Raw genomic sequence first — 20,252 nt, forward strand, 5'->3', positions numbered from 1 at the left:
ATATGGAAACCAGACTGCCAAGCCGATGCTTTTGTATGGAGACATCCATGAACAAGACCGTGCCCGAACTGGCCAATCGCTGGCTGAGGCGAAACCCAGAGAACCTGAGCGAGCTCGAGAGACGGGTGCTGCAGAGCACAGTCGACCGCAAGCCCATATCGCAGGACATCAACGACAGCCTGGCCGGCTTTCAGGGCGCGGGCGATCGTATCGCCGATGCCATTGCACGCATCGGCGGCTCGTGGACGTTCATCCTGTCCTTCATCGCTTTCCTGATCCTCTGGATCGGTGCCAATTGGTGGCTGCTGGGGCAAGACTCGTTCGACCCCTTCCCCTTCATCTTCCTCAACCTCGTGCTGTCGATGATCGCCGCCTTGCAGGCACCGGTAATCATGATGTCGCAGAACCGTCAGGCGGCACGCGACCGCATCGACGCCGCCCACGACTACGAGGTCAACCTGAAGGCCGAGATCGAGATCATGGCGCTACACGAAAAGCTGGACGAGTTGCGCCACAGCCAGATCATCGGCATGCGCGACGAGATCGCGCAGATAGCCGATCAGTTGAAGCGGATTGATGAACGGCTCGCTCCCCAGACCCAGCCCTCATGACCGGCGCGATCCATCACTTCATCGAACAGTATGGGCTGCTTGCCGTCTTCCTCGGCTGTGTCGCCGAGGGCGAAAGTGCCGCCATCCTCGGTGGCTTCTTCGCGCACCAGCAGGTCTTCGTGCTGTGGCACGCCTTCCTCGCGGCCGCTCTTGGCGCCTTCGTCGGCGACACTTTCTTCTTCACCCTTGGACGAAGCTTTGCCGACCATCCCTATGTCGTCAGGTTGCGCAAGCGGCCCGGCTTCCGCCGCGCCTATCGCCTGCTCAACACCCATCCCAACATCTTCGTGCTATCCAACCGCTACATCTACGGCATGCGCCTCGTCGGCGGCATCGCGGCCGGGTTGTCGCGCGTCACGGTGCAGCGTTTCATCGTCCTCAACGCACTTTCATCGGTGATCTGGGCCGTTCTGTTCAGCACCATCGGCTACGTCTTCGGGCTGGGCGCCGAGCGCATCATCGGACAGGCCTTGGCCCACCATGAGCGGTTGCTGGTCGCGCTTGCCATCGGCTTGACGGTGGCGGTCCTCGCCTGGTTCGTCGGTCGCCATGTCGCCAGGAAAGAGCGCGCCAAAGAGAGTTGAGGTCTTTGGTTCCCAAAACCGCTGTGCACTTTTGGGCGACATACATTAGTCGGTACCGAGCGCGACATCACCCCGATCGAGGATCAGCGGGATGATCAGGTCTTCCTCGTCGGCAAGATGCCGGGTCAGCATGGCGATCAGCCGGCTGTTTTCGTCGGCATAGGCGTCGGCGGCGAAGCGCTGCCTGTCCTTGCTCTCCTGAAGCGTCTTGATGAAGGCATTGGCCGCCTCGGCATTGCGCTCCAGCCCTTCATGGATGGTGTGATGGTCGGCATCGAGGATCTCGAAGCCGCGCTTCAGCCGCGTCTCCGCCTTGGCGAAGACCGGGAAATAATGATGATCCTCGACATTGTGGTGACCGTCGAGATGGCCGAGAAAATGGTTGAGACGCGGCGCGAACCAGCGCGCGAAGTCGGGCGCCGTCAGCCTGCCCTCGCGATAGTCCCCAATGCCCTTGGTCAGCATGCCGCCGAGTTCGCGGAACATGTCGTGCCGCTGCAGCCACATAGAGGCAATGCCTTGGATATTGGCGTGGCCTTGCCAATCTTCACGCGGGTATTTTTCGGCCAGCCAGCGCAAATCGTCCGGCAGGCCCTTGCGCTCCAGAAGCAGAAAATTGGCCGAGGTCATGACAGTCTCCTCAGACCATGATCCCGAAAAGTGGATCCCGGTTTCCGGAATGGATCATGGTTGGGATCAGGTCGTGGTAACCGTCATGTAGGGACTGAAGTGTCAGATCGGTAGGCCAATGATCCGCTCGATGAGGGCGATGCCCCAGACGCCGGCGACGATGACCACAGAAATCAGCACCGCCAGCGAACCGCAGTCCTTGGCCAGCTGGATGTCGACATTGAATTCCCGGCTGAAGGCGTCGCACGCCGCCTCGATGCCGGTGTTCAGCACCTCGACCATGATCAGCAGCAGCACCGCGCCGACCAGCAACGCATAGCCGCGCCACGACACCGAAACGAACCAGCCGAGCGGCAAGGCGAGTACGAGCAGCATCAGCTCCTGCTGAAAAGCCTTCTCGCTGACCGCCAGCTTTCGAAACGCCCGCACCGAATTGAAAAAAGCGTCGATCAGCCGCTGCATGCCCAAATCCCTATCCGAATCACCGGCACGGGATAAAGCAATGGCCCGATCAATGAAACAAGGCAGCTCTTCCAAAATTCATTCGTCCGCAACCTTCACCGACGGTGTCGACTTTTCGAATTGCGGCAACGTGTCGTCGATCGAATAATAATCGCCCTTGTCGCCGACGAAGATATGGCATTCGCCCTGGAGGCCAGTCGGCCTGTCGAACGATCCCGCCATGACCGAAATGTAGTCGTCGTCTCGCGGCTTCCAGAACAGCACCGACCCGCATGCCTTGCAAAAACCGCGCCGGGCGAAGGAGGACGCTTCGTACCAGGTGATGCTTTCCGCGCCTTCGACCACGATGTCGGTGTCCGCGACATTGGTCGCGGCGTAAAAATGTCCGCTTTGCTTGCGGCACTGGGTACAATGGCAATAGATGACGCCGCGCAGCGCTCCCTGCGTCCTGAAGCGAACCGCTCCGCACAGACACGATCCTCGGTGACTGTCACTCATGTCGACCTCTCCTTGAAGAAGACGCTGCCTGGCACCAGCATCGCCGTCAGGATTCCAGCTTTGCCGCAGCCACGCGCAAGCAAATGCGACATGTGCTGGTGCGGCAAAAGCGAAATTCGGTTTCATTTTTAGCTGCGCGATGCGCGAATTTCGCATTCAAAGCCACCCAACTGGCGTCATCCCGGATGAACTGGCGTTCATCCGGGATTGTTGGTGCGCAACCTGAAGCTTTTACAGCCGCAGGTAGAGAAAATGTGTCCGGTTCTTACAAATTAAGGAAACTTTAGCGCTGCCGCATTTATGGTCACGGCAGCGAAGGTCGTGGGTGGGGACGCGCCCCTTCGCAAATTGTTCTGGACTATCGGGCAGCATTCCTCATGTCGGCGCCAAATGGAACCCGCGAATTCTGCGGCGGGATCCGAGGGGAAGAGTGAACAGAACATGCAGCCGGCAGCCGTCCCGATCGAACGAAGCACCGACACCGCAGCCTCTGTTGTCGCCACGATGCGCCAGTTGGGTGTGCTCGGCCTGCCGCGCAACTACGAGATTTTCTATGAGGCACTGAGCGGCACCAATCGCGAACTCAGCCTCGCCGTCCTTTCGCTGAGCAGCCGGCCGACGCAGGACGAGTTGGACCAGATCGGCCGCGCCTTCTTTGCCCAGAACCATGGTCCCAGCATCGTCGAGCATGCCAGGGACGTCATTGCCAGGGAGCTCGAGGACGTCGCTTCGCTGTTGAGAAGCGAACGCAGCCACATCGAGAAATACGGCAGGATCCTCAATGAGACATCGAGCGGCCTGAGCAACCGCAGCCTTCTCTCCCAGGATCTCTTGCACAAGATCGCCAACGCCATGGCGACTGCCACCCATTCGACGATCGATCACGGCCGGCAGGTGGCCTCGACGCTCAGCGACAAGACGGCCGAACTCGAAAGCGTCAAGTCGAAACTCGAGGAATACAAGCGGCTGGCCGACACCGATCCATTGACCCATATCTGGAACCGCCGCGCTTTCGACAAGGAAATCACCCGGATATACACCAGCAACAAGGGTATCCTGTTCAACGCCTTGATCCTTGCCGACATCGATCGTTTCAAGGACATCAACGACAGATACGGCCATCCGGTCGGCGACAAGATCATCCAGATCATCGCCGACATTTTTCAGACCAGCATTCGCGGCGACATGTTCGTCGCCCGCACCGGCGGCGAGGAGTTCGCGCTGATCATCGAGGGCGCCAGCGAGGACGCCACCTACGAGATCGCGGAGCGCATTCGCGCGCTGATCGAGCAGACGCCGTTCACCAGCAGCCAGACCGGCACAAACTACGGCACCGTCACCGTCTCGATGGGTATCTGCATGGCATCCGAGGCTGAGGGGCCCGAGGACCTCTACACCAAGGCCGACCGGGCGCTCTATCGCTCCAAGGTCAGCGGGCGCAACCGCGTCACCAAGCATTCGACGATGGCCGGCCGCGCCGGCAAGAGCTGGCTGCTCTACAAGAAGGACTGAGCTTCCCTTCTGTCCCTGTATTCGAATTTTCGCATCGCCCCTTTCCATATGAATTTTTGTGGACTATATTTTCCACAGAAACAGGAGGCATCGCGATGCAACCTCAAACCGCCGCCAAGACAGCCGAAAACGCAGTCCTGACCAAGGCGACGCTGCGCGCGGCCGATCTGCTCGACATCACCGCCAGGATGCTGGCCTCCGTGATTGGTGTTTCGGAGGCCACGGTTTCGCGCATGCGCAGGGAAGAATTCCTGTTGGAGCGCGGCACCAAGCCATTCGAGCTCGCGGTGTTGTTCGTCAGGCTGTTCCGCTCGCTCGACGCCATCGTCGGTGGCGACGCGGCTGTTGCCCGGGCATGGCTGAAGAACGCCAACACGGCGTTCGATGCCGTTCCGCTTGAAAAAATCCTCACCATCACCGGGCTTGTTGATGTCATCGCCTATCTGGACTCCCGGCGCGCTCTCGTCTGAAGCCGTCGGCATCGACGGCAAATACTGGCGCATGGTCGAGGCGCAGCACCATGTCTCGACGCTGAAAATAGTCGACACGCTCGACGAGCAGGCCCTGCTCGAAGACCTGATCGAGGAAACCAAGCCGCGGATTCCGCAGGAATGCCGCCATCTCCACTATCTCCTGGCGACGCCCTTCCGCTACGGCTCGGTCTATCCGCATGGCTCGCGCTTCCGGCGCGCCGGCAGGACCAAGGGGGTCTACTACGCGGCCGAAACCATGATGACCGCTGTGGCCGAAATGGCCTTCCACAGGCTGCTGTTCTTCGCCGAGTCGCCTGCAACACCATGGCCGAGCGACGCCGCCGAATACACGGCCTTTGCCGCCGCGATCAAATGCGCAAGCGCGATCGATCTCACCCGGCCGCCGCTCGACCGCGACGCCGCCGCGTGGATGCATCCAACCGACTATGCCGCTTGCCAGGCAATTGCCGACGCCGCCCGCGAGGCCGGGCTGGAGGCGATCCGCTACCGTTCCGCGCGTGACCCGAAGGGCGCCAACATCGCGCTCCTGACATGCCGCGGCTTTACCAAGGCCAAGCCGCTGGAGCCGCGAACCTGGCGCATCCGGCTCGGCGCGTTCGGCGTTCAGGCGATCTGCGAGTTTCCGGAAAAGCGCATCGAGTTTTCGCGGACGGCGTTTGCCGATCCCAGACTCGCCAGCCTGCGCTGGGAGCGCGGGCGTTAGGGCATTTTGCAGCCCGGAGTGCCGGTCCGCTCAGACATAGGCGAAGCCGGCCGCGATCACCCCCAGTGCGCCCAGCGCCAGCGAGCCGATCCACGGCCAGCGCTTGCCACGCATGATGATGGAGAGTGTCGCGACAGCGATCGATATGTGCAGCAGCGTCACCGCAAACGTCAGGACATGGTGGCGGTGTGCCCGCAGGTCGCTGTCGCGCAGCTTTTCATCGACCTGCTTTTCAAATTCGACCGCCTTGGCCTGTATCTCCGCGCCATCGGATTCATTGCGCTTCGCGTTGGCCTGGAATTGATCGGTGGCGGGGCCGCCCATTGCCGCCGCGATCTCATAGCTGTTCTTCTTGATGCTCTTTGCCTGAAAGAAGCTCCACTGATCGCTGGCCTTGTTCTGGAGATAGGCCGCCTCGCTCTTGTCGTTGATCGCCTCCGCGGTTTCGAGCGACTCGAAACTGCCGACCGTCGCGGCGAGAACCGCCAGCACGGCAATGGTTACCGAGACCGTGGTCAGAAAAGGATTGCCCTCATGCGCGGCGTGTTCGGCATGCTCGGCGTTCTCAAGGTGCTCTTGGGTGGAGTCTTCCATTGCCGTTCGCCGAATCCTGACCTGATATGATGGTGTCTGCGGCGACCCTTCACCTCAATCTTGGTCTTGCAGTGGTCGCGTCGGCATACATTTTCGTAAGGTTTGACGTGACGACCGCCTGGACAGCATCGTCCCGGAACGAAAAAGGCGCCGGACTTCTCCGGCGCCTCGATCAACCAAATTCAGGCCGGCAGGCGGTTCACCCGTTCGCGGCCTGCTTGTGCTGCACCGGGTGGCTCTTCTTGAGCAGGTCGGACACCAGGAACGCCAGCTCGATCGCCTGGTCGGCGTTGAGGCGTGGGTCGCAATGCGTGTGGTAGCGATCCTGCAATTCGTCAGCGGTGATGGCGCGCGCGCCACCGGTGCATTCGGTGACGTTCTTGCCCGTCATTTCGACATGGATGCCGCCCGGATGCGTGCCTTCGGCGCGGTGCACCTCGAAGAAGGTCTGCACCTCCTTCAGGATCCGGTCGAACGGCCGCGTCTTGTAGCCGGCGGCCTCGATCGTGTTGCCGTGCATCGGGTCCGACGACCACACCACGCTGCGGCCTTCCTTCTGCACCGCGCGCACCAGCTTCGGCAGATGGTCGGCGACCTTGTCGGAGCCGAAGCGTGCGATCAGCGTCAGCCGTCCCGGCTCATTCTCCGGGTTGAGCAGGTCGATGAGCTCCAACAGCCCGTCAGGGGTCAGCGAGGGGCCACATTTCAGGCCAAGCGGGTTCTTGATGCCGCGGCAATATTCGACATGCGCATGGTCTGGCTGGCGGGTTCGATCGCCGATCCAGATCATGTGGCCCGACGTGGCATACCAGTCGCCGGAGGTCGAATCGACGCGGGTCAGCGCCTCCTCGTAGCCGAGCAGCAGCGCTTCATGGCTGGTGTAGAAATCCGTCTCGCGCAGCGCGTAATTGGTTTCCGAGGTGATGCCGACGGCCTTCATGAAGTCCATCGTCTCGGTAATGCGGTTGGCGAGAGACTCATACTTCTCGCCCTGCGGGCTGTCGGACACGAAGCCGAGCATCCAGCGATGCACGTTCTCCAGACTGGCATAGCCGCCCTGCGCGAAGGCGCGCAAAAGGTTGAGCGTCGCCGCCGACTGGCGGTACGCCATCTCCTGGCGGGCGGGATCGGGAATGCGCGACTTGGCGTCGAACTCGATGCCGTTGATGATGTCGCCGCGATAGCTGGGTAGCGTGACCTCGCCCTTGGTCTCGTTGTCGGACGAGCGCGGCTTGGCGAACTGGCCGGCAACGCGGCCGACCTTGACCACCGGCTGCGCGCCGGCGAAGGTCAGCACCACCGACATCTGCAGGAACACCCGGAAGAAGTCGCGGATGTTGTCCGCGCCATGCTCGGCAAAGCTCTCGGCGCAATCGCCGCCCTGGAGGAGGAAGGCGTCACCGGCAGCGACCGCCGCCAACTGCTTCTTCAGCTTGCGCGCCTCGCCCGCAAAAACCAGCGGTGGAAAGGTTGCGAGCTGCGCCTCCGTGTTCTTCAGCGCGGCAAGGTCCGGATAGGCGGGAACCTGCTTGATCGGCTTTGCTCTCCACGAATTCGGCGACCATTTCGTCATCGCAACACCCAACGCTCTTTCCGAGCAATTCCGGGAAAAGTGTGAAACGGTTTTCCGTCCGGAATTGCGTCAAACAACAAGGCGAGCGCCATCGCTCGCCAATCCGCCCCATATGGGGATCGCGGCTCCATACACGAAGCCGATTTCCTATTCTAGACCGGATTTGGCCGTGTGGCGAATGCACATGCGCTGTCAAGGTGTGTTGAGATTCAGGTCAGGCCGAGCCGGAGTCGAAGACGGGCGCGAAGCGACCAAACAAGGTGGTTTCCGAGAACCGGAGCGGAGCGTACTTTTTGTACGTGAGCACCGGAAGCGCAGGAAGCCGCCGTTTGCAGGCCGGCCTCACCTGAATATCAATACACCTTAAGCCGCCTTATCCACCAGCCGAGCCAACTGCGTCATGACGACCGCCGAACCCGCCAGCCGCTTCTCGGCCGTCGGCCAGTCGCGCACGAACACCACGCTGTGGTCGGGCCGGATCTTGGCCAGCGAACCCTGCTCGCCGATGAACTGGACCAGTCCGACCGGGTTGGAGAATTCGCGTTTGCGGAAATGGATGACGACGCCCTTCGGCCCGGCATCGAGTTTCTCGACATTGGCCTTGCGGCAGAGCGCCTTGATGAAGACGATCTTCAGGAGATGCTTGACCTCCTCCGGCAGTGGGCCGAAGCGGTCGATCAGCTCGGCGCCGAAGGCGTCGATTTCCTCGGTGTTTTCGAGGTCGCCGAGGCGGCGATAGAGCGCCAGCCTGAGCTGCAGGTCCGGCACATAGCTTTCCGGAATCATCACCGCCGTGCCGACGGCGATCTGCGGCGACCAGCCGCCATCCTGGACTTCGCCGGAATCCTTCACCTCGGCGACGGCTTCTTCCAGCATCTGCTGGTAAAGCTCGAAACCGACTTCCTTGATATGACCGGACTGCTCTTCGCCGAGAAGATTGCCAGCGCCCCGGATATCGAGATCGTGGCTGGCCAGTTGGAAGCCGGCGCCCAGCGTGTCGAGCGACTGCAGCACCTTCAGCCGGCGCTCGGCGGTGTCGGTCAGCTTGCGGTTGGCCGGCAGCGTGAACAGCGCATAGGCGCGCACCTTCGAGCGGCCGACGCGGCCGCGCAACTGGTAGAGCTGCGACAGGCCGAACATGTCGGCGCGATGGATGATCAGCGTGTTTGCGGTCGGGATGTCCAAGCCGGATTCGACGATGGTGGTCGACAAAAGCACATCGTACTGCCCATCGTAGAAGGCGTTCATGATGTCGTCGAGTTCGCCCGGCGGCATCTGGCCATGGGCTACCGCCACTTTCAGCTCCGGCACGGATTCCCTCAGGAAATCATGGATTTCCGCCAGATCGCTGATGCGCGGAACGACATAGAAGGAATGTCCGCCGCGATAGCGCTCGCGAAGCAGCGTCTCGCGAATGACAAGCGGATCGAAGGGCGAGATGAAGGTGCGCACCGCCATGCGGTCGACAGGCGGCGTGGCGATCAGCGACAGCTCGCGCACCCCGGTCAGCGCCAGTTGCAGTGTGCGCGGGATCGGCGTCGCCGACAGCGTCAGCACATGCACATCGGTCTTCAGGTCCTTCAGCCGTTCCTTGTGCTTGACGCCAAAGTGCTGTTCCTCGTCTATGATCAAAAGGCCAAGGTTCTTGAACGAGATCGAGGCGCTAAGCAGCGCGTGGGTGCCGACGACGATGTCGACCTGGCCCTCGGCAATGCCCTTCTTGGTCTCGGCCAGTTCCTTGGCACCGACCAGCCGCGAAGCCTGGCCGACGCGGATCGGCAGGCCGGAAAAGCGCTGCGAGAAGGTCTTGAAATGCTGGCGCGACAGCAGCGTCGTCGGCACCACCACCGCCACCTGAAACCCTTCCATCGCGGCGATAAAGGCCGCCCGCAGCGCCACTTCGGTCTTGCCGAAGCCGACGTCGCCGCAGATCAGCCGGTCCATCGGCTTGCCGGCGGCAAGGTCATCCCGCACCGAGTCGATCGCCGTCTGCTGGTCGTCGGTCTCCTCATAGGGGAAACGGGCAGCGAACTCGCCATAGAGACCATCCGCCGGCACCAGCGCCGGGGCAGCGCGCATCTGCCGTTCGGCGGCGATGCGGATCAGTTGTCCCGCCATGTCGAGCAGGCGTTTCTTCAGCCGCGCCTTGCGCGACTGCCAAGCGCCACCGCCGAGCTTGTCCAGCGTCGCCTCGGCCGAATCCGAGCCGTAGCGCGACAGCAGCTCGATGTTCTCGACCGGCAGGAACAGCCGGTCATCACCGGCATAGTGGATTTCCAGGCAGTCATGCGGCGCGCCGACCGCTTCGATAGTGCGCAGGCCGATGAAGCGGCCAATGCCGTGATCGGCATGGACGACGATGTCGCCGGCCGACAACGCCGAAGCCTCGGCAATGAAGTCCGAGGCGCGCTTCTTGCGCTTCGAGCGCCGGATCAGCCGGTCGCCGAGAATGTCCTGCTCGGCGACGACGACCAGTCTTTCGGTCTCGAAACCGGATTCCAGCGGCAGCACGGCAAGGGCCGCCTGCCCCGGCTCGAGCTCTTCCGCTTCCGCCAACGTGGCGACCTGCTTCAGATTGCCGAGATGGTGTTCGCCAAGGATCTGGCCAAGCCGGTCGAGCGAGCCTTCGGTCCAGCCGGCAATGACGACGCGTCGGCGTGCCGCGCGTTCGTCGGCGATGTGTTTGACGACAACATCGAAGACATTGATGCTGGGATCGGCGCGCTCCTCGACAAAGCTGCGGCCATGGCGCGAGCCGGCGTGGAACACTTTCTTGGCCCCGGCATCGGGCGCGTCGAAGGGCGTGAAGTCGATCGCTTCGCGCGGTCCGAGCGAAGAAATCAGGTTTTCCGGCGAGAGATAGAGCAGGTCCGGCGGCACCGGCTTGTAAGGCACCGCATCCTTCAACGCGCTGTCGGCCTGCTTCCTGCGCGCCTCGTAGTGATCGAGGATCAGCGTGTGGCGTTCGGCGAGCGCCTCATGCGCCAGATGGTCGAAGATGACCGGTGTATCAGGCAAATAGTCGAACACGGTCTCCAGCCGTTCGTAGAAGAACGGCAACCAGTGTTCCATGCCGGCGAAGCGTCTGCCCTCGCTGACCGCCGCATAGAGCCCGTCGTCGCGCTGCGGCGCGCCAAAGGCTTCGATATAGGAGCGGCGGAAGCGGCTGATGGTTTCCGGCGTCAGCGCCACTTCGCTCATCGCCTGCAGCGCCATCGACTTGCGCTGGCCGGTGGTGCGCTGGGTGGCGGCGTCGAAGACGCGGATCGATTCCAGCGTGTCGCCGAAGAAATCGAGCCTGAGCGCCTCGGTCCAACCCGGGGCGAACAGGTCGAGAATGCCGCCGCGCACCGCGAATTCACCGATGCCGCGCACGGTCGACACCCGCTCGAAGCCGGATGTTTCCAGCCGCGACACCAGAGCGTTCATGTCGATCTGGTTGCCGGGCCTGGCATGAAACGTCTGTGCCTCGACAAGGCCGGCCGGCGGAATGCGCTGCAGCAGCGCATTGGCGGTGGTGAGGATGACGGCGCGGTGCGGCTTCTTCGCCAGCGCGATCATGGCGGTCAACGCATCGAGCCGCTTGGCGGCGGCATCCGAACCGGGCGACACCCGGTCATAAGGCAGACAGTCCCAGGCCGGCAGCTCCAGCACGGGAAGGCCGGGCGCCGCGAAGGACAGCGCCTCGACGATCGCCGGCAGGCGCTGGCCGTCACGCGCCACGAACAGCACCGGCTTGTCGGGCGCGATCTCGAGTGCCGCCTGCACCAGCGCAAAGGCTTCGTAGCCATCGGCGACGCCATCGACGATGAACTGGCCGGCGCGGCCTTTCGGCAGGCCGATTTTGGGAATGAGGCTCATGAAATCACGGTCTTGTTTTGTCGCAATTCCCCAGGGAAAGCGCTATGCGCTTTTCCCGGGAAAACCGCTTCGCATTTTTCCTGGAATTGCTTGTGTTCAAAATGTCATGGAATGGCGGAAAGCCAGGATCTTTTGCAGGACGGCACAGTCGACATCCCTGGGAATCGGGCGCTCGCCGGTGACCATGGGCAGGAATTCGGTGTCGGGAATGTCGAGAAGCCTGTCATATTGTTCGATTTCCTCGCTGGTCAAGGCGCCGATCTCGGCGTCGGCGAAGGTGCCGAGGATCAGGTCCATCTCGCGCATGCCGCGATGCCACGAGCGAAACAGAAGCTTGCGGCGGCGGGCGTCCAGCCCCTCGCTTGATCTCGTCGTTCCGGTCATTGTGCCGCATCCTCACTTGCTGCGGCGCATATAGCGTGGATAGAAGGTGCTGTCAGCCTTGCGCTGCGGCCGTCGCGACATAAGCTGACATCATGCGTCCTTCCATCCTTGATCCGTTGTTTGTTCCGATCACTTCGCTTGCCGGCGTCGGGCCGAAGGTTGGCTCGCTGATCGAGAAGGTCGTCGCCGCCGATCTCGGCGATCGCGCCGCACGCGCCGGCGACCTTTTGTTCGTGCTGCCGCACACCGTCATCGACCGCCGCAGCCGGCCGGGCATTGCAGGTTCCGCGGAAGGCCAGATTGTCACGCTCGAGGTGCGCATCGACCGCCACCAGCCGCCGCCGCGCGGCAACAGGTCGGTGCCCTATCGGGTCTACGCCCATGACGACACCGGCGAGATTGCGCTGACCTTCTTCCATGCCCATGCCTCTTATCTCGAAAAGGCGATGCCCGAGGGCGAGCATGTCGTGGTCTCCGGCCGCATGGAATGGTTCAACGGCCGCCCGACCATGGTCCACCCCGATCATATCGCGCTGGCCAGCGAGGCGGAAAACCTGCCGCTGGTCGAACCCGTCTATCCGCTCACCGCCGGGCTATCGGGCAAGGTGCTGCGCCGAGCGATCGGCCAGGCGCTTGCTCGCGTGCCCGAATTCCCTGAATGGCAGGACGGCGCTTTCATGCGCCGACACACCTTTGCCCCCTTTGGCGATGCGCTCGCCCGCATCCACAATCCGGCCGACCCGATCGACGTCTCGATCGAAGGTACGGCGTGGCGACGTCTTGCCTATGACGAGCTGCTGGCGGGCCAGGTCTCATTGGCACTGGTGCGAGCAAAAATCCGCCGCCTGTCCGGCCGTCCTCTGGTCGGCGACGGCACTATCGTCGAGAAACTGCGCGCCGCACTCCCCTATTCGCTGACCGCTTCCCAAGAATTCGCGCTCGCCGAAATCAATGCCGACCTCGCCGATCCCGAACGCATGCTGCGGCTTCTGCAGGGCGATGTCGGCTCCGGCAAGACGGTCGTCGCGCTGCTGGCCATGGCGCGCGCCGTCGAGGCCGGTGGCCAGGCAGCCCTGATGGCGCCGACCGAAATCCTGGCCCGCCAGCATCTGGCGACCATCGCGCCGCTTGCCGCCAAGGTCGGGTTGCGCATCGCCATCCTCACGGGCCGCGAAAAAGGCCGCGAGCGCACCGATACGCTGGCCGGCCTGGCGAGCGGCGAGATCGACATCGTCGTCGGCACCCACGCGCTGTTCCAGGAGACCGTCACCTTCCATGACCTGGTCTTTGCCGTCATCGACGAGCAGCATCGCTTCGGCGTCCACCAGCGGCTTGCCATTACCGCCAAGGGCGATGCGCCCGACATGCTGGTGATGACGGCCACGCCGATCCCGCGCACGCTGGTGCTGACCGCCTTCGGCGACATGGACGTGTCGAAGCTGACGGAAAAGCCGGCCGGACGCCAGCCGATCCGCACCGTCACGCTGCCGCTCGAACGGCTCGACGAACTGGTCGACCGCATGGTCGACGCCGTCGCCGGCGGCCAGAAGATCTACTGGATCTGCCCGCTGGTCGAGGAATCCGAAGAGATCAAGCTGATGTCGGCCGAGGATCGTTTTGCCTCGCTCAAACCGCTGTTCGGTGACCGCATCGGTCTCGTCCACGGCCGCATGAAGGGCGCCGACAAGGACGAGGCGATGCGCGCCTTCAAGCAGGGCGAGACACGCATCCTGATCGCCACCACTGTCATCGAGGTCGGCGTCGATGTGCCGGACGCCACCGTCATGGTCATCGAGCATGCCGAGCGCTTTGGCCTCGCCCAGTTGCACCAGTTGCGCGGTCGGGTCGGGCGCGGCGACATCAAGTCCTCCTGCGTGCTGCTCTACAAGGACCCGCTCGGCGAGACCGCCAAGCGAAGGCTGTCGGTGATGCGCGAGACGGAAGATGGCTTCCTGATTGCCGAAGAAGACCTGAAGCTGCGCGGCGAAGGCGAACTTCTGGGCACCCGCCAGTCCGGCACGCCGGGTTTCCAGGTGGCGCGCATCGAGGCGCATGCCGACCTTTTGGAGGCCGCCCGCGACGACGCCAGGCTGATCCTGTCGCGCGACCCGGAGCTGCAGTCCGAGCGTGGCGAGGCGTTGCGCCTGTTGCTTTATTTGTTCGGGCGCGACGAGGCCGTGCGGCTCCTGCGCGCCGGTTGAGCCAAGGCGGCAACCGAGGGGTTGGCAAGCGCTCCGTCGATCGGCTCGCCGTTCACGACGACCATTTGCTTGACCTCGGGCGCCACCAGCCCGGCGGAGACGATCAGCTTGGCTCCGTCCTCGATCGTCATATCGAGCAGCACGATGTCCGACTTCGGCACATACATCAGGAACCCGGTCGTTGGATTGGGCGTGCACGGCATGAACACCGCGATCAGCGGATCGCCTTCCTGATCGAGCTTCTGGTTGATCTCGGTTTCCTTCTCGCTGGCAACGAACACCAGCGACCACACACCCTTGCGCGGATATTCGACCAGCCCGACCTGGCGGAACATGTCGCCCTTGTTCGACAGCACGGTCTCGAAAATCTGCTTCAGCGAACCATAGATGCCGCGCACCAGCGGCATGCGGCCAAGCAGCCGCTCACCGAAATTGACGATGGCACGGCCGACAATGTTTGCCGTCAGGAAGCCGATCAGCGTGATCAGGATCAAGGCGACGATCAGCCCGAACCCCGGGACCGGAAACGGCAGGTAGGTGTCGGGACTGTAGCGGGCCGGAATATAGGGCTTTACCCAGGAATCGACCCAGCCGATGAACGACCAGGCGATGTAGGCGGTAATCGCCAGCGGCGCGCAAACGATGAAGCCAGTGAGGAAATAGTTCCTCAGCCGGGTCATGCCGGAAGTCTTTGGAGCATTGGACATGGTTCACCGGGGCGTGCTGTTGCGATGCAACATTAGTGAACCGGACGGCGCATTGGAACTGCGAAGTTTTTAAAGGGCCGATTATGCCGCCGCTTCCATCGGTTCAATCTTCTCAAGTTCCGGCGCCAGTTTCCTGGCTTCGGTTTCAAGCTCGTAGGCCTGCTGAAAATTCATCCAGAATTCGGGCGTGGTGTTGAAAAATCTGGCGAGGCGAAGAGCCGTATCGGGGGTCAAGCCGATCTCTTCCTTGGCGATACGCTCAATACGGGTGCGCGGAAGATTAAGCTTTTTCGCGAGCGCGCCGGCGCTCATGCCAGGCGGGGCGAGATATTCTTCGCGCAGGAGTTCTCCAGGGTGAACTGGACGTGTGACCTTCGATGCCATTTGGCTCGACCTCCCAATTTGGGAAGCAAAGCCTACTCCACGGTGACCGATTTCGCCAGGTTGCGCGGCTGGTCGACATCGGTGCCCATGAACACGGCGGTGAAATAGGCCAGCATCTGGATCGGCAGCGCGTAGATGATCGGCGAGATGATTTCGGGCACGTCCGGCAGCACGATCGTCTCCATCGTCTTGACGCTCGTCAGGGCCGCGCCCTTGCTGTCGGTGATCAGGATGATCTTGCCGCCGCGCGCCGCCACCTCCTGCATGTTCGACACGGTCTTTTCGAAGATCCGGTCGTGCGGCGCGATGACGATGACCGGCATGTTCTCGTCGATCAGCGCGATCGGCCCATGCTTCAACTCGCCCGCGGCATAGCCCTCGGCGTGGATGTAGGAGATTTCCTTGAGTTTCAGCGCCCCTTCCATGGCCAGCGGGAAGTTGGTGTCGCGGCCGAGATAGAGCACGTTCTTGTAGTGCGCGAGGTCGCGCGCGATCTTTTCGATCTGATGGTCGAGCTTCAGCACCTGATTGGCATAGCGCGGCGCTTCCGACAGTTCGCGCACAAAGGTCTTTTCCTGCTCGCGTGAGATCGTGCCGCGCGCCACGCCGGCGCGCACGGCAAGCGATGCCAGCACCGAAAGCTGGCAGGTGAACGCCTTGGTCGAGGCGACACCGATCTCCGGACCGGCCAGCGTCGGCAGCACCACGTCGGATTCGCGCGCCATGGTCGATTCCCGCACATTGACGACCGCGCCGATCTTCATGCCGGCCTTGCGGCAATAGCGCAGCGAGGCCAGCGTGTCGGCGGTCTCGCCCGATTGCGAGATGAAGAACGCCGCGTCGTTCTTCGACAACGGCATTTCGCGGTAGCGGAATTCCGAGGCGACATCGATGTCGACCGGCAGCCGGGCGTAGCGCTCGAACCAGTATTTGCCGATCAGGCCGGCCAGATAGGCGGTACCGCAGGCCGAAATCGCCAGCCGGCCGATCCTGGCGAAATCGAAAGGCAGGTCGAGCGGCTTGGACACGCCGCCGACGAAATCGAGATAATTCGCCAGCGTGTGCGAGATCACTTCCGGCTGCTCATGGATTTCCTTCTCCATGAAATGGCGCCGGTTGCCCTTGTCGACCATGAAGCTGGTCGACAGCGACTGCTGGCGCTTGCGGTCGACCTTTTTGCCATCGATGTCGAAGATGGTGACGCCGTCGCGGCGTACCACCGCCCAGTCGCCGTCTTCGAGATAGGTGATCGAATTGGTGAACGGGGCGAGCGCGATGGCGTCGGAGCCCAAAAACATCTCGCCATCGCCATGGCCGACGGCCAGTGGCGGGCCGTTGCGGGCGCCGACGATCAGGTCCTCGTCACCCCTGAACATGATCGCCAGCGCAAAGGCGCCTTGCAGCCGCTTCAGCGCCTGGTGCGCGGCCTCGACCGGCTTCAGCCCCTTGGCCAGTTCGCGCGCCACCAGATGCGCGACGACCTCGGTGTCGGTCTGCGAGGAGAAGGAATAGCCGTCGCGCTTCAGTTCCTCGCGCAATTCGGCGAAATTCTCGATGATGCCATTGTGGACGATGGCGACGCCGTCGGAAAAATGCGGGTGCGCATTGGTCTCGTTGGGCACGCCATGCGTCGCCCAGCGGGTGTGGCCGATGCCGATCGTGCCGTCGAGCGGATCGTCCTTGAGCCGGCGCTCGAGATTGATCAGCTTGCCTTCGGCCCGCCGGCGGGCAAGCTCGCCATGCTCGATGGTGGCGACGCCGGCCGAGTCATAGCCGCGATATTCGAGCCGCTTCAGCGCGTCGACGATAAGCGGCGCAACCTGCGAGTGACCGACGATTCCAACGATACCGCACATGCAGACAGTCCCCAATTCCCAATGGAAAACCAGCGCTATTTAGGGATGGCCGGCCTGCCGCGAAAGTCACATTGCATTTCGTCCCGTGTAACGGAACGCTTCTGCACGCATGCATCATGACAGACCGCTCTTGCAATCCGGTTACCGCGATCGTTCGGTTTTTTGCAGGTCGGTTTTACTTTTTCTTCGCAGCGGCTGCCGAAGCAAAACGCTCTCGCAATTCCCTACCCTTGCCGGGGATCGTCTTCTGGCGGGCGCGGCCGAAGGCCAGCGCATCGTCGGGAACGCTTTCGGTGATGACGCTGCCCGAAGCGATGTAGCCGCCCTTGCCGATAGACACCGGCGCCACCAGCGAGGAATTCGAACCGACAAAGGCGCCCTCGCCGATGTCGGTGAAGAATTTCGAATAGCCGTCATAGTTGCAGGTGATGGTGCCGGCACCGATATTGGCCCCCGCGCCGACGCGCGCATCGCCGATATAGGTCAAGTGGTTGACCTTGGCGCCCTCCTCGATAACAGCCTGCTTGACCTCGCAGAAATTGCCGACCTTGGCCTTGTTCTTGAGATCGGCACCCGGCCGCAGCCGTGCGAACGGCCCGACGTCGCAATTCGTGGCGATGGTGGCGCCCTCGATATGGCTGAAGGCATGGATCTTGGCGCCGCCAGCGATTTTCACGCCCGGCCCGAACCAGACATTGGGCTCGACGATCGTGTCGGCGCCAATCTCGGTGTCATGCGAGAAGAACACGGTTTCCGGCGCGATCAGCGTCACGCCCGACAGCATTGCCTCATGGCGGCGGCGCGCCTGCCAGATGCCTTCGGCCTGCGCCAATTCGGCGCGGTTGTTGATGCCGAGCGCGTTCTCGAAGCTGGCCTCGGTGGCAACGACATCGAGGCCCTGTGCGCTGGCGATCTCGACGATGTCGGTGAGATAATGCTCGCCCTTGGTGTTCTCGTTACCGACAGCATCGAGCAGCTTCAGCGCGTGAGCGCCCGCCACCGCCATCATGCCGGCATTGCAGAAGCCGATCTTCCTTTCCTCCGCGCTGCAGTCCTTCTCCTCGCGGACGGCAATCAGCTTGCCGCCTTTTTCGATCAGCCTGCCATAGCCGGTCGGATTGGGCGGCCGGAAACCGATCACCACGACAGCAGCACCTTCCGCCAGTTTCAGCCGCGCCGCGGTCAGAGCATCCGCGTCGATCAGTGGCGTGTCACCGAACATGACCAGCACATCGTCATAACCCTTTGATATCGCATCGCGCGCGGCCAGCACCGCGTGCGCGGTGCCAAGGCGCTTTTCCTGGACGAAGGTCTCGGCCTTCGGTGCGAATTTCTGCGCCGCCTTGCGCATCTCGTCGGCGCCATGGCCGATCACCAAAGCCTGGCTGCTCGCACCTGCGGCCTCGGCCGCCTTCACCACATGGGCGACCATGGGCAGGCCGGCAATCTGGTGCAGCACCTTCGGGATCGCGCTTTTCATGCGCGTGCCTTCGCCGGCGGCGAGGATGACTGACAGGCAGGATCTCTGGCTCATGGATGGACAACCATATGAAAAGGGTTGGGAATCAAGACAGGATAGCAGTGGCGCCATGCTGCACCAATGCGGTTAAATTCCGGTGAGATGATTGAGCAGCTGACTCTTGATCAGCGGGTCCACGGCGCGCATTTTGCACTTGGGCTACGAGATCACCCCAACCGGCCCAGCACCGGGAAATTCTCCAGCAGCCAGTACGATACCGTCTGCACGCCACCGGTCAGGAAAAACACGCCGGCGACGACCAGTAGAGCGCCGATGGCTTTTTCGACGCGGCCGAGATGGACGCGGAATTTGCCGAGGAAGCGCATGAAGGCGCCGGAAAACAGCGCCGCGATCAGGAACGGGATGCCGAGGCCGAGCGAGTAGGCGGCGAGCAACAACGCGCCCTCGCCCACCGTCTCGCGGCCACCGGCCAGCGTCAGGATCGGCCCCAGCACCGGACCGATGCATGGCGTCCAGCCAAAGGCGAAGGCCAGCCCCATGACATAGGCAGCGACAGCACTTGCCGGCTTGCCCTGCGACTGGAAGCGCGCCTCGCGCGACAGCAACGGAATGCGCAGTATGCCGAGGAAATTCAGGCCCATCAGGATGATCAGCACACCGGCGCCCATGGCCAGAGGCTCCTGCCAGACGCGCAGCAACCGGCCGATGGTCGACGCTCCCGCACCAAGCGCCACGAACACGGTCGAGAAGCCGAGCACGAAGGCAATCGAGGAATAAAGCAGTGCACCGCGTGCGCCTTCGCGTGCGGTGGCACCCGCATTGCCGCGAAAATCGTCGACCGAAACGCCGGCCATATAACAGAGGTAGGGCGGCACCAGCGGCAGCACGCAAGGCGACAGGAACGAGATCGCACCCGCTCCGACCGCGCTGACGTAGCTTATGTCCAATGCCATTCCAAAACTCCGACTGTTCCGGCGCCGATATAGGTCCGACAGCGCTTCTCCACCAATCACCATTTTGTGGCAAGTCGTCGCCGCATGCGCGGACCGGGGAAGAAACGATGGCCCGCGGGCGTTAATACGGCGAGGCCGCATTTCCCGCGCGCCTCCAGATATCAGCCAGGGAGATTTTCATGAAAACCATAACCGTAGGGCTGGCAGCGCTTTTGCTCAGCACCGCCGCATCCTTCGCCGCCGATGCGTGGAAGGAAGCCGATGTCGGAGGCACCAAGATCTACACCGATGCCAAGGGCATGACGCTTTATTCCTATGACAAGGACGAGAAGGGCAAGTCGAACTGCTACGACAAATGCGCCGCCAACTGGCCGCCTCTGAAGGCCGAGGCCGGTGCGAAGGGTTCCGAAGGATGGACAATCGTCGACCGCACCGACGGCACCAAGATGTGGGCCTATGACGGCAAGCCGCTTTACACATTCGTCAAGGACAAGAAGGCCGGAGATGTGAGCGGCGACGGCGTTGCCGGCGTCTGGCACATCGCTAAGGCCGACTAAAGTCCTCGATGCCGCTTCCTGCCTGCTGGCGGGAGATGGGCTGGTCGCCGGGCATCCCTCCATGCCGCCGGCGGCCAGCTTCAAACACCCTGCCATGGCGTCGCCCCGGTTCGGTACCGGGTCAGCTTTTCTCGACTCGGCCGAAAATGAACCGGGTCATTTTCGCTGACTCGGAACCACCATCCCGCCCAAGCCAAAATTCTGTGAT

The 20,252-nt window shown here is 62.6% G+C and carries 19 protein-coding genes; 7 read left to right on the plus strand and 12 right to left on the minus strand.

The genetic code is table 11. The features are described 5' to 3' along the window. Positions 1-47 precede the first annotated feature (47 nt). Together BPNPMPFG_RS05675 and BPNPMPFG_RS05680 are read left to right on the plus strand one after the other, a co-directional pair. A complete protein-coding gene (locus tag BPNPMPFG_RS05675) occupies positions 48-611 on the plus strand; it encodes a DUF1003 domain-containing protein (RefSeq protein ID WP_258593835.1) in 564 nt (187 codons plus the stop codon). After that, a complete protein-coding gene (locus tag BPNPMPFG_RS05680) occupies positions 608-1,195 on the plus strand; it encodes a DedA family protein (protein WP_258593837.1) in 588 nt (195 codons plus the stop codon). Before BPNPMPFG_RS05675 ends, BPNPMPFG_RS05680 begins: the two co-directional genes overlap by 4 nt. 45 nt (positions 1,196-1,240) lie before the next feature. On the opposite strand, the gene BPNPMPFG_RS05685 is transcribed toward BPNPMPFG_RS05680, so the two are convergent. The 3 genes from BPNPMPFG_RS05685 to BPNPMPFG_RS05695 form a co-directional block, all read right to left on the minus strand. After that, positions 1,241-1,825 carry a hemerythrin domain-containing protein gene (locus BPNPMPFG_RS05685; protein WP_258593839.1) on the minus strand — a complete coding sequence of 195 codons (585 nt, stop codon included), beginning with the start codon at positions 1,823-1,825 and terminating at the stop codon, positions 1,241-1,243. Positions 1,826-1,927: 102 nt separating this feature from the next. Next, positions 1,928-2,287, minus strand: a complete 360-nt coding sequence (locus BPNPMPFG_RS05690) for a diacylglycerol kinase (protein ID WP_258593841.1) — start codon at positions 2,285-2,287, stop codon at positions 1,928-1,930. Between the two features lie 78 nt (positions 2,288-2,365). Further along, on the minus strand, positions 2,366-2,785 hold the full coding sequence (locus BPNPMPFG_RS05695; RefSeq protein WP_258593842.1) for a GFA family protein: 420 nt from the start codon (positions 2,783-2,785) through the stop codon (positions 2,366-2,368). Positions 2,786-3,226: 441 nt separating this feature from the next. Here BPNPMPFG_RS05695 and BPNPMPFG_RS05700 point away from each other — a divergent pair, with 441 nt between their 5' ends. The 3 genes from BPNPMPFG_RS05700 to BPNPMPFG_RS05710 all read left to right on the plus strand — a co-directional run bounded on the left by BPNPMPFG_RS05700 (position 3,227) and on the right by BPNPMPFG_RS05710 (position 5,494). After that, positions 3,227-4,297, plus strand: coding sequence for a GGDEF domain-containing protein (locus BPNPMPFG_RS05700; RefSeq protein ID WP_258593844.1), 1,071 nt, complete (start codon positions 3,227-3,229; stop codon positions 4,295-4,297). Between the two features lie 95 nt (positions 4,298-4,392). Then, positions 4,393-4,767, plus strand: coding sequence for an MbcA/ParS/Xre antitoxin family protein (locus BPNPMPFG_RS05705; protein WP_258593846.1), 375 nt, complete (start codon positions 4,393-4,395; stop codon positions 4,765-4,767). After that, positions 4,727-5,494, plus strand: a complete 768-nt coding sequence (locus BPNPMPFG_RS05710) for an RES family NAD+ phosphorylase (protein ID WP_258593848.1) — start codon at positions 4,727-4,729, stop codon at positions 5,492-5,494. Before BPNPMPFG_RS05705 ends, BPNPMPFG_RS05710 begins: the two co-directional genes overlap by 41 nt. Before the next feature lie 30 nt (positions 5,495-5,524). Here the strand turns inward: BPNPMPFG_RS05710 and BPNPMPFG_RS05715 are convergent, their stop codons facing one another. The 4 genes from BPNPMPFG_RS05715 to BPNPMPFG_RS05730 form a co-directional block, all read right to left on the minus strand. Further along, positions 5,525-6,088, minus strand: coding sequence for a DUF4337 domain-containing protein (locus BPNPMPFG_RS05715; protein WP_258593849.1), 564 nt, complete (start codon positions 6,086-6,088; stop codon positions 5,525-5,527). Positions 6,089-6,287: 199 nt separating this feature from the next. Next, on the minus strand, positions 6,288-7,661 hold the full coding sequence (locus tag BPNPMPFG_RS05720; RefSeq protein WP_258593851.1) for a class II 3-deoxy-7-phosphoheptulonate synthase: 1,374 nt from the start codon (positions 7,659-7,661) through the stop codon (positions 6,288-6,290). 363 nt (positions 7,662-8,024) lie between these two features. After that, positions 8,025-11,522: a transcription-repair coupling factor gene (mfd, locus tag BPNPMPFG_RS05725; protein WP_258593853.1), complete on the minus strand. Its 3,498-nt coding sequence runs from the start codon at positions 11,520-11,522 to the stop codon at positions 8,025-8,027. A gap of 96 nt (positions 11,523-11,618) precedes the next feature. After that, the gene (locus BPNPMPFG_RS05730; RefSeq protein ID WP_258593855.1) at positions 11,619-11,906 is read right to left on the minus strand and encodes a succinate dehydrogenase assembly factor 2; all 288 of its coding nucleotides are present in this window, start codon (positions 11,904-11,906) and stop codon (positions 11,619-11,621) included. Between the two features lie 92 nt (positions 11,907-11,998). Here BPNPMPFG_RS05730 and recG point away from each other — a divergent pair, with 92 nt between their 5' ends. Continuing rightward, entirely contained in the window at positions 11,999-14,107 is a 2,109-nt protein-coding gene (recG, locus tag BPNPMPFG_RS05735; RefSeq protein WP_258593857.1) for an ATP-dependent DNA helicase RecG, read from the plus strand. Here the strand turns inward: recG and BPNPMPFG_RS05740 are convergent. From BPNPMPFG_RS05740 to BPNPMPFG_RS05760, 5 genes are all read right to left on the minus strand, one after another. Beyond that, positions 14,059-14,814, minus strand: a complete 756-nt coding sequence (locus BPNPMPFG_RS05740) for a DUF502 domain-containing protein (RefSeq protein WP_258593858.1) — start codon at positions 14,812-14,814, stop codon at positions 14,059-14,061. The two genes, recG and BPNPMPFG_RS05740, sit on opposite strands and share 49 nt — an antisense overlap. A gap of 81 nt (positions 14,815-14,895) precedes the next feature. After that, positions 14,896-15,198, minus strand: coding sequence for a HigA family addiction module antitoxin (locus BPNPMPFG_RS05745; protein WP_258593859.1), 303 nt, complete (start codon positions 15,196-15,198; stop codon positions 14,896-14,898). Between the two features lie 32 nt (positions 15,199-15,230). Beyond that, on the minus strand, positions 15,231-17,054 hold the full coding sequence (gene glmS / locus BPNPMPFG_RS05750; RefSeq protein ID WP_258593861.1) for a glutamine--fructose-6-phosphate transaminase (isomerizing): 1,824 nt from the start codon (positions 17,052-17,054) through the stop codon (positions 15,231-15,233). 175 nt (positions 17,055-17,229) lie between these two features. After that, positions 17,230-18,588, minus strand: a complete 1,359-nt coding sequence (gene glmU, locus BPNPMPFG_RS05755) for a bifunctional UDP-N-acetylglucosamine diphosphorylase/glucosamine-1-phosphate N-acetyltransferase GlmU (RefSeq protein WP_258593863.1) — start codon at positions 18,586-18,588, stop codon at positions 17,230-17,232. A 152-nt stretch (positions 18,589-18,740) separates the two neighbouring features. Continuing rightward, positions 18,741-19,487, minus strand: coding sequence for a cytochrome c biogenesis CcdA family protein (locus BPNPMPFG_RS05760; RefSeq protein ID WP_258593864.1), 747 nt, complete (start codon positions 19,485-19,487; stop codon positions 18,741-18,743). A gap of 179 nt (positions 19,488-19,666) precedes the next feature. On the opposite strand from BPNPMPFG_RS05760, the gene BPNPMPFG_RS05765 reads away from it, so the two are divergent. After that, positions 19,667-20,044 carry a COG4315 family predicted lipoprotein gene (locus BPNPMPFG_RS05765; protein ID WP_258593866.1) on the plus strand — a complete coding sequence of 126 codons (378 nt, stop codon included), beginning with the start codon at positions 19,667-19,669 and terminating at the stop codon, positions 20,042-20,044. The last annotated feature ends 208 nt before the right edge of the window (positions 20,045-20,252 follow it).

Source organism: Mesorhizobium sp. AR07 (assembly GCF_024746815.1).
Taxonomy (GTDB): Bacteria; Pseudomonadota; Alphaproteobacteria; order Rhizobiales; family Rhizobiaceae; genus Mesorhizobium.

Coding starts and splice junctions, on each gene's coding strand:
- BPNPMPFG_RS05730 (WP_258593855.1), bottom strand. CDS start 11,906: ATGACCGGAACGACGAGATCAAGCGAGGGGCTGGACGCCCGCCGCCGC.
- BPNPMPFG_RS05680 (WP_258593837.1), top strand. CDS start 608: ATGACCGGCGCGATCCATCACTTCATCGAACAGTATGGGCTGCTTGCC.
- glmU (WP_258593863.1), bottom strand. CDS start 18,588: ATGAGCCAGAGATCCTGCCTGTCAGTCATCCTCGCCGCCGGCGAAGGC.
- BPNPMPFG_RS05685 (WP_258593839.1), bottom strand. CDS start 1,825: ATGACCTCGGCCAATTTTCTGCTTCTGGAGCGCAAGGGCCTGCCGGAC.
- BPNPMPFG_RS05710 (WP_258593848.1), top strand. CDS start 4,727: ATGTCATCGCCTATCTGGACTCCCGGCGCGCTCTCGTCTGAAGCCGTC.
- BPNPMPFG_RS05765 (WP_258593866.1), top strand. CDS start 19,667: ATGAAAACCATAACCGTAGGGCTGGCAGCGCTTTTGCTCAGCACCGCC.
- BPNPMPFG_RS05695 (WP_258593842.1), bottom strand. CDS start 2,785: ATGAGTGACAGTCACCGAGGATCGTGTCTGTGCGGAGCGGTTCGCTTC.
- BPNPMPFG_RS05760 (WP_258593864.1), bottom strand. CDS start 19,487: ATGGCATTGGACATAAGCTACGTCAGCGCGGTCGGAGCGGGTGCGATC.
- mfd (WP_258593853.1), bottom strand. CDS start 11,522: ATGAGCCTCATTCCCAAAATCGGCCTGCCGAAAGGCCGCGCCGGCCAG.
- BPNPMPFG_RS05690 (WP_258593841.1), bottom strand. CDS start 2,287: ATGCAGCGGCTGATCGACGCTTTTTTCAATTCGGTGCGGGCGTTTCGA.
- BPNPMPFG_RS05675 (WP_258593835.1), top strand. CDS start 48: ATGAACAAGACCGTGCCCGAACTGGCCAATCGCTGGCTGAGGCGAAAC.
- BPNPMPFG_RS05720 (WP_258593851.1), bottom strand. CDS start 7,661: ATGACGAAATGGTCGCCGAATTCGTGGAGAGCAAAGCCGATCAAGCAG.
- BPNPMPFG_RS05715 (WP_258593849.1), bottom strand. CDS start 6,088: ATGGAAGACTCCACCCAAGAGCACCTTGAGAACGCCGAGCATGCCGAA.
- recG (WP_258593857.1), top strand. CDS start 11,999: ATGCGTCCTTCCATCCTTGATCCGTTGTTTGTTCCGATCACTTCGCTT.
- BPNPMPFG_RS05705 (WP_258593846.1), top strand. CDS start 4,393: ATGCAACCTCAAACCGCCGCCAAGACAGCCGAAAACGCAGTCCTGACC.
- glmS (WP_258593861.1), bottom strand. CDS start 17,054: ATGTGCGGTATCGTTGGAATCGTCGGTCACTCGCAGGTTGCGCCGCTT.
- BPNPMPFG_RS05740 (WP_258593858.1), bottom strand. CDS start 14,814: ATGTCCAATGCTCCAAAGACTTCCGGCATGACCCGGCTGAGGAACTAT.
- BPNPMPFG_RS05700 (WP_258593844.1), top strand. CDS start 3,227: ATGCAGCCGGCAGCCGTCCCGATCGAACGAAGCACCGACACCGCAGCC.
- BPNPMPFG_RS05745 (WP_258593859.1), bottom strand. CDS start 15,198: ATGGCATCGAAGGTCACACGTCCAGTTCACCCTGGAGAACTCCTGCGC.